This is a genomic window from Paracoccus solventivorans (assembly GCF_900142875.1).
Taxonomy (GTDB): Bacteria; Pseudomonadota; Alphaproteobacteria; order Rhodobacterales; family Rhodobacteraceae; genus Paracoccus; species Paracoccus solventivorans.
The window spans coordinates 391,838-405,648 of the sequence record NZ_FRCK01000002.1; the positions used below are offsets into that span (position 1 = coordinate 391,838).

The window sequence follows — 13,811 nt, forward strand, 5'->3', positions numbered from 1 at the left end:
AGGATATAGATGCGGTTGGATGTTACCGCCCCCGCCAGCGGCTTCGCCGTTATCACCGGCCGCCAGTTGCCTGCTCCTGCGCAGCCGCCGCAGTTTCATTCAGGCCGTTGTATTGCCCCGACCTCCTCCCTGTGACCCCTGCGCCGCCACAGGCCGTCGGCAAGAGGATATAGATGCGGCCTGGATGTTACCGCCCGCCACCAACGGCTTGCCCGTTGCCACCAGCCGCCAGCTGCCTGCTTCTTGCGCCGCCGCCGTAGTTTCCTTCAGACCATTGTATTGCTCCGTCCTTGTCCCTGCGCGGCGCTCCTTGGCGCATAGCGGCAATCCACTGGTCCTCGCATCGCCCGTTCCGGCTTACACCCCGCCATTGCCCCGGCCCCCCGCCAGGCCAGCCTCCCCATGATCACCCGGAGCGATGCGGAGCAGGCCCTGCCCCTCGCGTTTGGCGCGGTAAAGTGCTGCATCGGCGTCGGATTCCATCCGGCTCCAGTCGATGCGGGCGTAACGCGAGGAGATTGCCACCCCGAGGCTGGCGGAAATCCGGCTGACCGCCCCGGCGATGCGGGCCGGGGCCTCGATCCGCCGCACGATCCGCCGGCCCAGCTGCTCGAGCGCGGCGGGGTCCGAGATTCCGGGCAGCAGCAGCACGAATTCATCACCGCCGGTGCGGGCGATGGTGTCGCAGCTGCGGGTGATCGCGCGCAGCCGCGCCGCGACCTCGCACAGCATGGCGTCGCCCACCGCATGGCCGCGGCTGTCGTTCAGCTCCTTGAAACGGTCGAGGTCCATCGCGACCAGCGCGAAATGGCCGGGCGCCGCGTGCAGGGTCCCCTGGCGCAGCGCCTCGAAGGACAGCTGCAGCCCGCGGCGGTTGCTCAGCCCGGTCAGCGGGTCGGTGAAGGCCTGCGCCTCGGCCCGCCGCCGCGCCTCCTCCAGCCGCAGATTGGCCTGCGACAGCTCGTCCATCATCGCATTGTTGGCCTCGTGCAGGAACAGGAACTCCATCGCGAGGTCCGAGGGCGCAAAGTCGCGGTCGGTCAGCTCGTGGTTGCGGATCGCCTCGACCAGCCCGATCCCCAGCCCGAGGTTGAAGACCAGCCCGCCGTCCGCCAGCGCGATCGCCCGCCCCCGCAGCACCTGCCCGGGGTCGGCGCGGCTGCGCAGGAACACCCGCTCGGCCGCCGCAAGCTGCGCCAGGCTGGCGCCGGCGACCGGCCCGACCGGCTCGAACGCCGCATCGAAATCGCGGACCGGGCCGACCATGCGCTGCAGGGTGGAGCCGGCCGACAGCACCCGCCCGGCGGCATCGACATGCAGATGCATCGGCATCAGCATCAGCGCGGCGCGTTCCAGGTTCATGCCGCGCCCACGCTGGGGTCGCTGATCGAAAACGGCCGCCCCTCGTTGAAATCGACGACCGGGACATCGACCAGGATGGCATCGCCCCGGATCTCGATCACCGCCAGCACCCCGTAATCATCGGCCATGGCGTGCAGCACCCCGGCCAGCGCGTGCAGCCAGACCTCGTCGCAGGCGGGGGTGAGCTTCCATCCACGAGGCAGCGGCGCCACCGAAATCGCCGGCAGCTCGAGATCGCGCAGCACCAGCCGGGCCCGGCCGCGCAATTCGTCGAGCGTGGTGACGAAGGAGGCGAAATCCCGCCCGGCGAAACGCAGCAGCCGCCGGATCGCCGAGCGCTGCGCGACCCAGGCGCCGATATCCCCGGCCAGTTCCGGGGGCGAGCAGCCGACCAGCGCCGCAATCTCGTGCAAGAGCCGGCGCGCCGTCGAATCATCCTGTTCGCACATCAGCTCGACCCCCCGCGGATCGACGCCCGCGGCGGTCGCCGCCGCCGTCCACACCGCGTCGCCATGGGTCTGGCGCGCGAAATATTCGATCGAGCGGTTGACGAGGCCGTGCATCCGATTCCCTCTGTTGCCCCGCCTCTATGGCCAGCAGACGTTAAGATGCGGTGAATTCAGTCCGGGAATCCGCAGGACAGCGCCTCGCGGATCTGCGCGACCTTCAACGGAGGCCAGCCCGATTCCGCGGCAAAGCCGGTCAGGCGCTCGTCGCTGGCGCAGATGAAATCGACCAGCGCGGTGGCGAAGGCCGGCGTCGGATCGGCGGCAAGCCCCCGCAGATCGCCCGGCAGCAGCCCGCTTTCGGCGACCAGCGCGCCGATCAGATCGGGGTTGCGCAACAGGTGGTCGAGGATCGCCTGCGCCAGCAGGTCAAGGGATTTCCGGTCGATCATGCCCGATGCTTGGCCCCGGCCGGCGGATTTCGCAAGCACCGACTGCGGCGGCGGAAACGCTTTGTTAATGGTTTCGGTCTAGGAGTGAGTCGGGAGAGCACAGGCTGCGGGGGCGGAAAATTGATCGAGGGGCCAATCCTGGTGGTCGACGGCGCGGCCACGAACCGGATCACGCTCAAGGTGCGCCTGGCGGCGGCCTGTTACCAGCCGCTGACCGCGCGCACCGGGGCTGAAGCGCTGGAGGCGCTGGAGGGCGCCCGGCCCAGCATGGTGCTGATCGGCGGGGCTCCGGGCGACATGGACGCGATCGAGCTGTGCCGCCGGATCACCGCCGGCTCGACGGTGCCGGTGGTGATGACGGTCCCGCAAGAGCGGCGAATCGCCGCGCTCGAGGCCGGGGCGGCGGCGGTGCTGGACATGCCGATCGACGAGATGGCGCTGTTCGCACGGATCCGCGGGCTGATGCGCAACCAGCTTGCCGGCGTGGCCGGGCATGGCGGTACCCATGGGCCAGGGTTGGCCGAAGGGCAGCAGCCGTTCCGGCACGAGGCGCCCCCCCGCCCCTGCACGGCGCTGCTGATTGCGGGAGATGCCGGCGCCGGGCTGGGCTGGCGCCACGCGCTGCTGCCGCGGCTTTCGGCGCATCTGCGGATCGCCGACCCCGAGCGCGCCCTGGCCGAGGCGGCGATGGGGATGGTGCCGGACCTCTATCTCGTCGCCGCCGACATGATGCAGCCGGGCGACGGGCTGCGGCTGCTGTCCGAGCTGCGCTCGCGCCGCTCGTCACGGAACGCGGCGTTTGCGGTGGTGCTGGACCCGGCGCGGCTGGAGATGATGTCGGTGGCGCTGGACCTGGGGGCGGGGGACGTGCTGACCTCGGGTTTCACCGGCGGCAAGGCGGCGGACGAGGCCGCGCTGCGGCTGACCGCGCTGATCCGCCGCAAGCTGGCCGCCGACGCCCAGCGCGAGGCGGCCGAGCGGGAACGCTCGCTGGCCTGGATCGACCCGCTGACCGGGCTTCCGAACCGGCGCTTTGCGCTGCCGCGGCTGGCCGAGCATTGCCAGGGCGGGCCCGGGCGGCCGGGCTGCGCGGTGGTCGCCATGGACATCGACCGCTTCAAGGAGGTGAACGACCGCTACGGCCATGCCGCCGGCGACGCGGTGCTGGCCGAGATCGCGGCGCGGCTGGAACGCTGCGTCCCGGCGCCGGGCTTCGTGGCCCGCGTGGGGGGCGAAGAATTCCTGACCGTGCTGCCGGGCCTTGCCGAGACCGAGGCGGCCGAGCTGGCACAGATCATGCGGGCGCAGGTCTCGGGGACCGCCGTGCACCTGCCCGGCCGCGACCCGGGGCTGGCGCTGCGGATCACCCTCTCTGCGGGGATCGCCTGCCATGGCGCAGGCCCGGGCGGCGCGGGTCATTCCGGCGGAGCCTGTGGCGGCAGCCGCCAGGCAGGCGAGGGCCATGCGAGCCTGATCCACCCGGGCGAGAGCCATGCGGGCAGGCTTCATGCGGGCGAAGGCCAGCCATGGGCCAGCCACCCCGACACCGGCCGCGCGGCGGCCGCGGCGCTGCTGGAACGGGCGGATGCCGCATTGCTGCGCGCCAAGCGCCGCGGCCGCGACCGGCTGATGGTCTGGCGCGAGGAAGCCGCGGCATGAGCGCGCCCCGGCTGCCGCGGCTGATCCGCCCTGTCGCCGACCCGCGGTCGCAACGGGGCGACCGCGGCCACGCTTGCAGACGCTGGTTGATCCGCTCTTGCCGCCAGCCTCCCGTCGCCGCGGAACGGGACCGCGGGTACGCTTGCAGACGCTAGCCGAGCCGCTCTTGCTGCCCGAGCCGGAGCACCGCCGCAACGGCCGTCCGAGGCATCCTCGCCGCCCGATCCGCTCTTGCCGCCGGAGCCGCCCTCGCCGCGGCCACCGTAGCCCTCGCCGCAGCCACCGCAGCCATCGCAGCCATCGCAGCCATCGCAGCCATCGCAGCGGCGAAACCGCGCGCCTTCCCGGCGGACAAGCCGCTTGCCGCAGCGCCGCGCCGCTGCTATGGCGGCCGCCATGAACGGTTATTCCACCACTATCTGCATTACCGTCTGAGCAAGCGCAGGCGGGCCGTTCACGCGCGACATGGACCCCGCCACAGGGGGAACTCATGGTCGAAATCCAGCTGACCAACACCCGCAGCCGCTCGAAAGAGCGCCTGGTCCCGATCGACCCGCAGAACCTGCGGATGTATCTGTGCGGCCCGACCGTCTACGACCGGGCGCATCTGGGCAATGCGCGGCCGGTGGTGGTGTTCGACGTGCTCTATCGGCTGCTGCGGCATGTCCATGGCGCGCGCCACGTCACCTATGTGCGCAACTTCACCGACGTTGATGACAAGATCAACGCGGCGGCGCTGGCCCGGCAGCAACAGGGCGACTCCCGCCCGCTGGAAGAGCTGATCCGCGAGCGCACCGAGGAAACCATCGGCTGGTATCACGCCGACATGGACGCGCTGGGGGCGCTGCGCCCCGACCACGAACCGAGGGCCACCGACTATATCCCGCAGATGATCGCCATGATCGAGGATCTGGTCGCCAAGGGCCACGCCTATGCAGCCGAAGGCCATGTGCTGTTCGACGTGCGCTCGTTTCCAGAATACGGGCAGCTCTCGGGACGCTCGGTCGACGACATGATCGCCGGCGCGCGGGTCGAGATCGCGCCGTTCAAGCGCGACCCGATGGATTTCGTGCTGTGGAAGCCTTCGGACGCCGAGTTGCCGGGCTGGGACAGCCCCTGGGGCCGCGGCCGTCCGGGCTGGCATATCGAATGCTCGGCCATGTCCGAGGCGCTGCTGGGCCGCTCATTCGACATCCACGGCGGCGGCATCGACCTGCAATTCCCCCACCACGAAAACGAGATCGCGCAAAGCTGCTGCGCCCACCCGCATGACGAGTTCGCCCGGATCTGGCTGCATAACGAGATGCTGCAGGTCGAGGGCAGGAAAATGTCGAAAAGCCTCGGCAATTTCTTCACCGTCCGCGACCTGCTGGACCAGGGCATCCCGGGCGAGGTGATCCGCTTCGTCTTCCTGATGACGCATTACCGCAAGCCGATGGACTGGACCGCCGACAAGGCCCGCGAGGCCGAGGCGGTGCTGCGCCGCTGGCGTGGTCTTGTCGCGGGCATCGAGCCCGCGGCAAGCCCGGCGCACGCCGTCGTCGCCGCGCTGGCCGACGACCTGAACACCGCGGGCGCCATCGCCGAACTGCACCGCATTGCCGAGGCGATCCGCAACCCGGATGCCATGCCCGACGACCTGCGGCAGCTCGCAGACGGCGACGCACTGGAGCTCAACCGCATCTTCCTCGCCAGCGCCGGGATGCTGGGGCTGCTGACCGACGCACTCGGCGGCTGGATCGCCCCTGCGCCCGACCTTTCGCCGCTGGCCGCACGGATGCAGATGCTGCGCGCCGAGGCCAAGGCCAGCAAGGATTTTTCGGCCGTGGACGCCCTGAAAACCGCATTGACCGAGGCCGGGGTCGAGGTCCGCATGACCGCGCAGGGGGTGGAACTGCTCCCCAGCGCCGGCTTCGATGCATCGAGATTGCCGCAATAACCACCAGCCAGCCAAAAGGGCCAAGCCCATGACGCGCCAGCGCCTTTACCTTTACGACACCACGCTGCGCGACGGGCAGCAGACGCAGGGCGTGCAGTTCTCGGCCGCGGAAAAGGCCGAGATCGCGCGGATGCTCGACGCTCTGGGGGTGGATTACATCGAGGGCGGCTGGCCCGGCGCCAACCCCACCGACAGCGATTTCTTTGCCGATGCGCCGGCGACGCGGGCCACGATGACCGCATTCGGCATGACCAAGCGCGCCGGGCGTTCGGCCGCAAACGACGATGTGCTGGCGGCGGTGCTGGATGCGGGGACAAGGGCGGTCTGCCTGGTCGGCAAGACCCACGATTACCACGTGACCGAGGCGCTGGGGATCGGGCTGGACGACAACCTCGCCTGCATCGCGGACTCGGTCGCCCATGTGGTGGCGCAGGGGCGCGAGGCGCTGTTCGACGCCGAGCATTTCTTTGACGGCTACACCGCCAACCCGGCCTATGCGCTGTCCTGCCTGCAGGCGGCAATGGAGGCGGGCGCGCGCTGGATCGTGCTGTGCGACACCAACGGCGGCACCCTGCCCGCCCGGGTGGGCGAGGTTACCCGCGCGGTGATCGCCGCCGGCATCCCCGGCGAGCGGCTGGGCATCCACGCCCATGACGACACCGGCAACGCCGTCGCCTGTTCGCTGGCCGCGATCGAGGCCGGGGCGCGGCAGGTGCAGGGCACGCTGAACGGGTTGGGCGAGCGCTGCGGCAACGCCAGCCTGACCAGCCTGATCCCGACGCTGCTGCTGAAGGAACCCTTCCGCTCGACCCTGACCACGGGGGTGGGGCCTAAGGCGCTGGAAAGCCTGACCCGGATCTCGCGGCGGCTGGACGAGATCCTGAACCGGGTGCCGCTGCGCGCCGCGCCCTATGTCGGGGCCTCGGCATTCGCACACAAGGCCGGGCTGCACGCCAGCGCCATCCTCAAGGCGCCGCAGACCTATGAGCATGTGGACCCTGCGACCGTCGGCAACGAACGGGTGATCCCGATGTCGAACCAGGCAGGGCAGTCGAACCTGCGCGCCCGGCTGGCCGGTGCGGGGATCGAGGTCGCCCCCGGCGACCCGGCGCTGCCGCGCATCCTCGCCGCGGTCAAGCAGCGCGAGGACCAGGGCTATGCCTATGATTCCGCCCAGGCTTCCTTTGAGCTGCTGGCGCGCGAAGAGCTGGGCGCCCTGCCCGATTTCTTCGAGGTCGAGCGCTATCGCGTCACCGTCGAGCGGCGGATGAACGCGCTGGGACGCCGCATTTCCGTCAGCGAGGCGGTGGTGGTGGCCCGTGTCGGCGGGCAACGGGTGATGTCGGTCAGCGACGGGCTGGGCGAGAATGGCGAGGATGCCGGGCCGGTCCATGCGCTGTGGCGGGCGCTGGCCAAGGACCTGGGGCCGTGGCAGGGCTCGATCGACCAGATGGCGCTGGCGGATTTCCGGGTGCGGATCATCGGCGCCGGCACCGACGCGGTGACGCGGGTGACCATCGATTCCATCGACCGCAGCGGCGCGGCCTGGTCCACCGTGGGCGTGTCGCCGAACATCGTCGATGCCAGTTTCGAGGCGCTGATCGACGCGATCCGCTGGAAGCTGATCCATGACGGCGCGGCATGACGGCTGAGGCGCTCGACGCGCTCGCGCAGCGGCTGCGGGGTGAGGACCCGGACCGCTGGGCGATGGCGATGCTGGCCGCCCCCGCCGCGCGGCCGCGGCTGCTGACGCTGTACGCGCTGAACGCCGAGCTTGCCCGCACCGCACTGTCGGCGCGCGACCCGCTGCTGGCCGGGATGCGGGTGCAGTGGTGGGCCGAGCAGCTGGCGGCGCTGCGCGACGCGCCCCCGCCCCCGCACGAACTGCTGTCGCCGCTATGGTCCGCCTGGGGGGCCGACGCCGCGGCGTTCGCCCCGCTGGCCGAGGCGCGGCTGCACGACGCCGACCGCGAGCCCTTTGCCACCCCCGACGCGGTGGTCGCCTATGCCGACGCCACCGGCGCCGCGCTGATGGCCCATGCCGCGCAGGCGCTGGGGGCCGCGGATGGGCCTGCCCTGCGCGCGCAAGGCCGCGGCGCCGCGCTGGTCGCCTGGCTGCGCGCCCGCCCCGCACTGCAGGAGCTGGGATTGGGCCTTGCCCGCCCCGAGCCCGCAGCCCTGCAATCGCTGGCCCGCACCGCCGCTGCCGCCTTTGCCGAGGCCGCCCGCTCCCGCCGCGAGATCCCGCGCGAGGCCGCCCCGGCGCTGTTCCCCGGCCCCGCCATCCGCCCCGCTCTGCGCGCCGCGCTGGCGGCAACCACCCCCGCCGCGCCGTCCGAATTCACCCGCCGCGCAGCACTCGCCCGGCTGGCGCTGACCGGCCGCTGGTGGCTGTGATCCACAGCGAAACCCACCCCCGCATTCGCTTGATCGCCCGCCCGCCCCACGCTAACACCCGCGCACGGAGGCGTGGCAGAGTGGTTTAATGCACCGGTCTTGAAAACCGACGTGGGGGCAACTCCACCGTGGGTTCGAATCCCACCGCCTCCGCCACTTCAGTCCCTGAGTGGGCACTGAGTTTACGCCACTTCCCGCCACGAGCGTCTGTAGCAGCCGGGACTTCGATCCCATGATACGAACCTCGCCCTCGGCGACCTCGACACGCTGAGCAAGCGCGCGCAGGTGATCGCGGCGATAGCCTCCACCTTCCAGCCGGATACGTTGGCGCGCTGTCGTGGCGAACTTTCGAAGCATCTGCGGCGTGACGGCCTTTTGCCCCGAGTTCTGGAGCATGGCCTGCGCCCGGTCGGAATCCACCTTGGCCTGGTCACGAATGGCTTTGAGGCCGTCGATGCGGTCTTTCAGCGCCGGATCGTTCAGATCGGCAACACCTGACTCGATGGCGTCATAGAGGCGTTTGAGCCGCAGTTCCGATTCGGCTGAGCGCTTGTTCAATTCGGCGATATGCTCGCGGCGGCGCTCGGCATGTTCTTCCCTGCGGTCGAGCGCGGCGGCAAGAATCATTTCCAGACGCTCGGGCCGGAGAAGCTGCTTTTCAAGGTGATTGACGACCAGATCGTCCAGCTTCTCCATCGGAACGGCCATGCCACTGCACGCGGTCGGTCCCTGTCGCGCTTTCATCGAGCAGGCGTAATAGCGATAGCGCCCGCCCTTGCCGGTGCGGATGGTCATGGCCCCACCGCACTTGGCGCAATGGATCAGGCCGGTCAGCATGGTCGGGCCGCTGATGACGCGGGCGGGCATGACCTTGGGATTGCGCGCCTTGAGCAGCTTCTGCACGGTGTCGAACGTGTCACGGTCGATGATCGGCGGGACGGGAACCATCACGATCTCGCTGACCGGCTTCAATTCCTTGGTCTTGCTGCGTTTGTTGAACTCATGCTCGCCCATATAGGTGCGGCGGGTCAGGATGCGGTGAACCTGCCCGATGCCCCAACGCCCGCCGTCGCGGGTGAAGATGCGGCGGCTATTGAGATAGGAAACGATGTTCTTCACGCCCATCTGGCCGGTGGTGCCGTCGCCTTCCAGCGCGAGGCGATAGATCAGCCGCACCGTGTCGGCGTGCAGCGGGTCGATTTCCAGCTTCTTCTTGGTCTTGGCCCCGCGCTGCTCGGCGGCGACGGTGCGATAGCCGATAGGAGGAAGCGAGCCGTTCCAGAAGCCTTGGCGGGCATTCTCCTTCAAGGCCCGCATGACGTGCTTGGCATTTTCCTTGGACTGGTATTCATCGAACAGCGCCATGATCTGCCGCATCATGACGTGCATAGGGTCATCCCCCATTTCCTGGGTGATCGAGACCAGCTTCACGCCATTCTTCGCCAGCTTGCGGACATAGAACTCAAGCTCGAAGTGATCGCGGAAGAACCGGCTGAACGAATGGACCACGACGACATCGAACGGCGCGGGCTTGCTGGTCCCCGCCTCAATCATGCGCTGGAACTCGGGGCGGCGGTCGTTCGTGGCTGATGCGCCGGGTTCGATGAAAGTCTCGACCAGTTGCAGACCACGGGATTCGCAATAGGCTTCACCCTGCCGCTTCTGGTCGGGAATGGAGACATCATGCTCGGCCTGCCGCGCCGTCGAAACGCGCAGATAGAGGGCGGCGCGCAGCGGCACGGTCATGGTGATGTCTCCTTCACAATCGTGGCTCGGCCCCAACCATCGGACCGCATGGACGCGCTCAGGCCGCTTTCTCCAACGGGCGCGCGCGCTCAACTCGTTCGCGCTCCTTGGGCGTGTTCATCACCTCCCAAAGATCGCTTCGCCGCTGCACGTTGAGCCAGAAGTCAGGGCTGGTGCCGAACACGCGGGCCAGGATCAGCGCCGTCGCCGCCGTCACGTTCCTGCGATTGCCGCATAGCTCGTTGACGTGCTTGCGCTGGACGCCCATCGCCTCGGCAAGCGCGCCCTGTGTCAGCCCCATCGGCTGCATGAACTCCTCGGTCAGTATCTCGCCGACGGTCGCCGGCTTGCGCTTGGTGGTCAGCATGTTCGCCTCACTTTCATCGGTAACTGTGGTCGTCCAGATAAATCCCGTCAGCCTCACCGCGCTCACCATCCCAGCGGAAGATCAACCGCCATTGCTGGTTGACGCGGATCGAATGCAGTCCTGCCAGATTGCCGCGCAGCTTCTCGAAGTGATTGCTGGGCGGCACGCGCAAGTCCTGATCGGTCACGGCGTCGTCAATCATCTGGAGCTTGCGGAACAAGCGGGCCTCAAGATCGGGCGGGATGTTGCGGGAACGAACATCATCCACAAAGAAGGCCCGAAGCCAGTCGTCCCGAAAGCCTACGATCACAGGTTCACTCCAACAATGGGCATATGTACCACACTATAACTCACATTGCAACGGAAACGGCTCAACTGTCCGGGCCAAACAATTCATCGAACAGGTCGCCAAACCATCGCTCGAACACCTCAATCTCGGCTTCCGTAACCGGAACAGGGTCGGGCCAGTCGTCGGTCACGGTCCATGTACTGAGGTCGTGTTTCGGCGGTCTGCCGGGGAACGGCCACGAATAGCCCAGCAATTCCTCAAGCTGCTCCGACGCCGTGGGCGGGCGTTTGACACGCCGGGACCGGGATGCCGCCTCCGGCTTGCTGTCCCTGCGATCAGAGGGCATCGGCATCGAACTCGCTGCGCGGCCTCCACCTGACGGGATCGGCGACCCAGTGATTGATGTCGGATTCCTTCCATCCCGCGCCGTTGGCGCTGATTTTGAGCTGGGGCGGGAACGTGCCCTCGGCGATCTTACGGTAGATGGTGGACCGGGACAGCCCGGTGCGGGCGAGAACGGTCTTCAAACGGACGATACGGTCTGGTTGGCGCATGGTCGTGCTGCCTCCTGCTGGTCGTTTTTGACGATTGCAGAGACCAGACAGAGCAACGAATTATCGTTGTGCAATAGATATTTAGTTGGCGTAGTAGTGTGGCGTAGAAGCGACGGTAAATAGGATGGTTCTACGGCCCGACTCTCCACCCATGCCGTATTCGATGCTATGGATGAACATGAGTTTTGCGCTGGGCGGCATCCTGATTCGAGCGGGATTTCCCGGCTGCGGTTGGCGAGGATGGATTCCAGTTGAGGATTTCTACGGATGCGCCAAAAGTGCGAGGCATGGCCCTCTCGGCGTTCCGGCCGTCATGTTGCACGTTTCGGGAGTTTTGCGAACTGAAGCGTGCTGGGCCAGAGCAGGTCAAGGGCAAGGAGCGTTTCGAGGGCTTCGCCCAGACGTTTGCCATTCGGCTTCAGCAGAGCAGCAGCTTCCTGAGCGAGATCCCCGACGATATTGCAGCATCACCGACAAAAGAAAACGATAGTCGATGTGACCTTTGATCCCTCCGATTTACACTTGAGGCAACGTATTTGGTCCTACGGGGTCAATCGTCGAGCAGGCCGCCGTCATTCAGGATTTCGGCGTTGGTCCCGAGAAAGTAGTGCCGGCGCTTTCCATCCTTCACGACGCTATACCCGACCGTGCACTGTACCGGCTCGATCTCACTGAGCGCCGGACGAACGATCTCCCGGAAGACAGCATGCGCCTGGCGGACATCGCCATCCTCATGAAGGACGATCCAGAACGGCATTTCCTTGTAGTGGGAATGCAACTCCCCGTTGGCATCCTTCCAGGCTCGGCCGGTCTCGCTGCGAACCTTCGCCAGAAGGTCGTCGTGGATCGGATTTATCCTCTTCCAGTCTATCTCTGTCCAATGCACGACTCGTCCTCCGCCTGCGGCCGCTTCTATTTCGCCGCTTCGGCGTCGCGGCGCAGGACCGTATCGGCGGTGATGTCGCCGCCCTTCTTCAGGATGCGGAACTCCGGCGTGGCGCTCTGCGAGAAGGTCAGCCGCAGCGTATAGGCATGGTCGCTTCCGCCTGAAAACGCCTGCCAGGTGAGGTTATAGCTCCCATTCGGAACAACGACGCTGTGCGGATCGAAGATGGCGCCGATTTGCAACGGGCCGGCGACGTAGAAGGGAACCTGCACCGCCCACAGCGCCTGCGGGTCCGGAACGGCGCCACGGGAGACCTCGACCTGTATCCGGCACTCGCCGTCATGATCCGGCACGCCGAAGGAAACGAGGCCGTCCGACCAGGCAAAGCCTTGCGCCACATGCTCGTCGGTCCACAGCAGGCCGATCCCCGCATGGCTTTCAGTCTGGACCAGCACCTGCGTGTATAAGATAGTCGCTGGGAAATCAGCCAGCATCATGCGTCATCTCCTTGCGGATCACGACCGGCGATCGTGTAGCGCCTGCCCATTTCAACGAGATAGTCGGACCGCTTTCCCTTGAAATAGTCTTCACGGGCATAGTCGTGGAAATCATACGCGAAGATGCCGGCCGAGCGAATGGCTTCCAGCGTCGGCTGGGGAGCGAAGATGACGAAGAACTCATGTTCGAGCGGCTGCCAGATATAGGTTCGCGCTGCCTCGAACGCGACCAGAACGCTTTCATAACCGAGGGCGAAGGACTGGCGTCCGGCTTCATCCAAGCTCAATCCCGCGAGGTGAAGTGGTTCCCGTTGATACTGGCAGCTCCAGAGTTCCGCCTGCTCGGCTCCCACCAGCCTGCCGACAGCGGCGATTTCGGCGGGAATTGCCAATTCGGGAAACGGTCGCGCCGCAAGACCGGCGGCGCGGATCGCCCTGGCGTCGAGCTCTGCCCCGTCGGGAATGAATCGTGCAAAGCTGTCCATTTCGTTTCCTTTCGTCAGCGTTCTCTCCTGCGTTCACTGACGATTTCCTCGGCCTGGAGCGGACCATCGCACAGCGACAGGCTCGTCCAGGAATGGTTCCGGTCAATGAGGCTCCGCCATTCGATGCCGAGGCGCAACGGGCCGTCCTGCGTCTGAAGATCGAGAATCGTACCCAGCCAGTCTCCCTCCTCGTGCCACAGCACACCCTCGTGGAGGGTCACATCTTCCGGGCGAAACGTAGCGGCCAGCCGGTAATCCATGGATTCGTCGCTGCGAAGCGCATCGTCGCAATGGAACAGCTCGAAGACGAAGCGCACCCGTCCGGCGTCATCCTGCGTGATCGCATCCACGCCCTTGTCGTCCAGATCGTAGGTGTCGATGAAATCTTGCAAAGAGGCGCTCAGCATCGTCCTGCCCGGTTGTTCACGCGATAATCTGGCGCCCGCATCATGCACAGCAGATCGTGAGGATGCATCCACCCGCTCCAGAGACGAGGCGACAGGATTCGAACCTGCGCGCGCCGTGAGAGTCCTGAAGGCCTCAAAGCCCGGAGCGGGCCTCTTTCGAAGCCGCCGCCCGCGATAAACCTCTCTGCCACGCCTCGTATGTGCCAATATAGCCATTTGCAGCAAAGATGTAACCGTCTGGCGGTTTGCCCGGCTTGGCGGGACCTTTATGCTTGCGTGACGATTCGATCTGCAATCCTCGGAGGCGATTCACTGCACGAAAATA

General features: G+C 67.1%; 16 protein-coding genes, 2 tRNA genes and 1 pseudogene. 7 read left to right on the forward strand and 12 right to left on the reverse strand.

All coding sequences use genetic code 11. The features are described 5' to 3' along the window. Positions 1-357: 357 nt before the first annotated feature. The 3 genes from BUB57_RS05110 to BUB57_RS16725 are packed head-to-tail and all read right to left on the reverse strand — an operon-like array spanning position 358 to position 2,260. Complete coding sequence (locus BUB57_RS05110) at positions 358-1,362, reverse strand: GGDEF domain-containing protein (RefSeq protein WP_073063145.1); 1,005 nt, start codon at positions 1,360-1,362, stop codon at positions 358-360. Next, the gene (locus tag BUB57_RS05115) at positions 1,359-1,925 is read right to left on the reverse strand and encodes a heme NO-binding domain-containing protein (RefSeq protein WP_073063148.1); all 567 of its coding nucleotides are present in this window, start codon (positions 1,923-1,925) and stop codon (positions 1,359-1,361) included. The genes BUB57_RS05110 and BUB57_RS05115 overlap by 4 nt, the downstream gene beginning before the upstream one ends. Positions 1,926-1,981: 56 nt before the next feature. After that, a complete protein-coding gene (locus BUB57_RS16725; RefSeq protein ID WP_073063150.1) occupies positions 1,982-2,260 on the reverse strand; it encodes a DUF3572 family protein in 279 nt (92 codons plus the stop codon). Positions 2,261-2,380: 120 nt separating this feature from the next. On the opposite strand from BUB57_RS16725, the gene BUB57_RS05125 reads away from it, so the two are divergent. The 6 genes from BUB57_RS05125 to BUB57_RS16865 all read left to right on the forward strand — a co-directional run bounded on the left by BUB57_RS05125 (position 2,381) and on the right by BUB57_RS16865 (position 8,753). Further along, positions 2,381-3,919, forward strand: coding sequence for a diguanylate cyclase domain-containing protein (locus BUB57_RS05125; protein ID WP_073063153.1), 1,539 nt, complete (start codon positions 2,381-2,383; stop codon positions 3,917-3,919). A 490-nt stretch (positions 3,920-4,409) separates the two neighbouring features. Next, entirely contained in the window at positions 4,410-5,858 is a 1,449-nt protein-coding gene (gene cysS / locus BUB57_RS05130; RefSeq protein WP_073063155.1) for a cysteine--tRNA ligase, read from the forward strand. 28 nt (positions 5,859-5,886) lie between these two features. Beyond that, positions 5,887-7,503 carry a citramalate synthase gene (gene cimA, locus BUB57_RS05135; protein WP_073063157.1) on the forward strand — a complete coding sequence of 539 codons (1,617 nt, stop codon included), beginning with the start codon at positions 5,887-5,889 and terminating at the stop codon, positions 7,501-7,503. Beyond that, complete coding sequence (locus BUB57_RS05140; RefSeq protein WP_073063159.1) at positions 7,500-8,255, forward strand: squalene/phytoene synthase family protein; 756 nt, start codon at positions 7,500-7,502, stop codon at positions 8,253-8,255. Before cimA ends, BUB57_RS05140 begins: the two co-directional genes overlap by 4 nt. Positions 8,256-8,321: 66 nt before the next feature. Further along, a tRNA-Ser gene (locus BUB57_RS05145) sits at positions 8,322-8,411 on the forward strand. Between the two features lie 129 nt (positions 8,412-8,540). After that, entirely contained in the window at positions 8,541-8,753 is a 213-nt protein-coding gene (locus BUB57_RS16865; RefSeq protein ID WP_200796411.1) for a hypothetical protein, read from the forward strand. Between the two features lie 222 nt (positions 8,754-8,975). On the opposite strand, the pseudogene BUB57_RS17040 reads toward BUB57_RS16865, so the two are convergent. From BUB57_RS17040 to BUB57_RS05170, 4 genes and pseudogenes are all read right to left on the reverse strand, one after another. Then, positions 8,976-10,001, reverse strand: a pseudogene (locus tag BUB57_RS17040) (recombinase family protein); the annotation flags it as partial. Between the two features lie 58 nt (positions 10,002-10,059). Next, positions 10,060-10,368 (reverse strand): HigA family addiction module antitoxin, encoded by a 309-nt coding sequence (locus BUB57_RS05155; protein WP_073063161.1) that lies wholly within the window; start codon positions 10,366-10,368, stop codon positions 10,060-10,062. Positions 10,369-10,381: 13 nt separating this feature from the next. Further along, complete coding sequence (locus BUB57_RS05160; RefSeq protein WP_073063163.1) at positions 10,382-10,678, reverse strand: type II toxin-antitoxin system RelE/ParE family toxin; 297 nt, start codon at positions 10,676-10,678, stop codon at positions 10,382-10,384. Positions 10,679-10,992: 314 nt separating this feature from the next. Beyond that, the gene (locus BUB57_RS05170) at positions 10,993-11,211 is read right to left on the reverse strand and encodes a helix-turn-helix transcriptional regulator (RefSeq protein ID WP_073063168.1); all 219 of its coding nucleotides are present in this window, start codon (positions 11,209-11,211) and stop codon (positions 10,993-10,995) included. 287 nt (positions 11,212-11,498) lie between these two features. On the opposite strand from BUB57_RS05170, the gene BUB57_RS05175 reads away from it, so the two are divergent. Then, positions 11,499-11,717 (forward strand): hypothetical protein, encoded by a 219-nt coding sequence (locus BUB57_RS05175; RefSeq protein WP_073063171.1) that lies wholly within the window; start codon positions 11,499-11,501, stop codon positions 11,715-11,717. A gap of 44 nt (positions 11,718-11,761) precedes the next feature. Here the strand turns inward: BUB57_RS05175 and BUB57_RS05180 are convergent, their stop codons facing one another. The 5 genes from BUB57_RS05180 to BUB57_RS16735 all read right to left on the reverse strand — a co-directional run bounded on the left by BUB57_RS05180 (position 11,762) and on the right by BUB57_RS16735 (position 13,683). Further along, the gene (locus BUB57_RS05180) at positions 11,762-12,097 is read right to left on the reverse strand and encodes a hypothetical protein (RefSeq protein ID WP_073063189.1); all 336 of its coding nucleotides are present in this window, start codon (positions 12,095-12,097) and stop codon (positions 11,762-11,764) included. A 26-nt stretch (positions 12,098-12,123) separates the two neighbouring features. Further along, positions 12,124-12,594 carry a competence protein ComJ gene (comJ, locus tag BUB57_RS05185; RefSeq protein ID WP_073063192.1) on the reverse strand — a complete coding sequence of 157 codons (471 nt, stop codon included), beginning with the start codon at positions 12,592-12,594 and terminating at the stop codon, positions 12,124-12,126. Beyond that, on the reverse strand, positions 12,591-13,079 hold the full coding sequence (locus tag BUB57_RS05190; RefSeq protein WP_073063195.1) for a hypothetical protein: 489 nt from the start codon (positions 13,077-13,079) through the stop codon (positions 12,591-12,593). The genes comJ and BUB57_RS05190 overlap by 4 nt, the downstream gene beginning before the upstream one ends. 14 nt (positions 13,080-13,093) lie before the next feature. Beyond that, positions 13,094-13,486: a hypothetical protein gene (locus BUB57_RS05195; RefSeq protein WP_073063199.1), complete on the reverse strand. Its 393-nt coding sequence runs from the start codon at positions 13,484-13,486 to the stop codon at positions 13,094-13,096. 83 nt (positions 13,487-13,569) lie between these two features. Beyond that, positions 13,570-13,683, reverse strand: a tRNA-OTHER gene (locus BUB57_RS16735). Positions 13,684-13,811: the final 128 nt, after the last annotated feature.

Bases quoted from the DNA above. Each gene is read 5' to 3' on its own strand.
- BUB57_RS05110 (WP_073063145.1), bottom strand. From the start codon at position 1,362: ATGAACCTGGAACGCGCCGCGCTGATGCTGATGCCGATGCATCTGCAT.
- BUB57_RS05115 (WP_073063148.1), bottom strand. From the start codon at position 1,925: ATGCACGGCCTCGTCAACCGCTCGATCGAATATTTCGCGCGCCAGACC.
- BUB57_RS16725 (WP_073063150.1), bottom strand. From the start codon at position 2,260: ATGATCGACCGGAAATCCCTTGACCTGCTGGCGCAGGCGATCCTCGAC.
- cysS (WP_073063155.1), top strand. From the start codon at position 4,410: ATGGTCGAAATCCAGCTGACCAACACCCGCAGCCGCTCGAAAGAGCGC.
- cimA (WP_073063157.1), top strand. From the start codon at position 5,887: ATGACGCGCCAGCGCCTTTACCTTTACGACACCACGCTGCGCGACGGG.
- BUB57_RS05140 (WP_073063159.1), top strand. From the start codon at position 7,500: ATGACGGCTGAGGCGCTCGACGCGCTCGCGCAGCGGCTGCGGGGTGAG.
- BUB57_RS05155 (WP_073063161.1), bottom strand. From the start codon at position 10,368: ATGCTGACCACCAAGCGCAAGCCGGCGACCGTCGGCGAGATACTGACC.
- BUB57_RS05170 (WP_073063168.1), bottom strand. From the start codon at position 11,211: ATGCGCCAACCAGACCGTATCGTCCGTTTGAAGACCGTTCTCGCCCGC.
- BUB57_RS05175 (WP_073063171.1), top strand. From the start codon at position 11,499: ATGGCCCTCTCGGCGTTCCGGCCGTCATGTTGCACGTTTCGGGAGTTT.
- comJ (WP_073063192.1), bottom strand. From the start codon at position 12,594: ATGATGCTGGCTGATTTCCCAGCGACTATCTTATACACGCAGGTGCTG.
- BUB57_RS05190 (WP_073063195.1), bottom strand. From the start codon at position 13,079: ATGGACAGCTTTGCACGATTCATTCCCGACGGGGCAGAGCTCGACGCC.
- BUB57_RS05195 (WP_073063199.1), bottom strand. From the start codon at position 13,486: ATGCTGAGCGCCTCTTTGCAAGATTTCATCGACACCTACGATCTGGAC.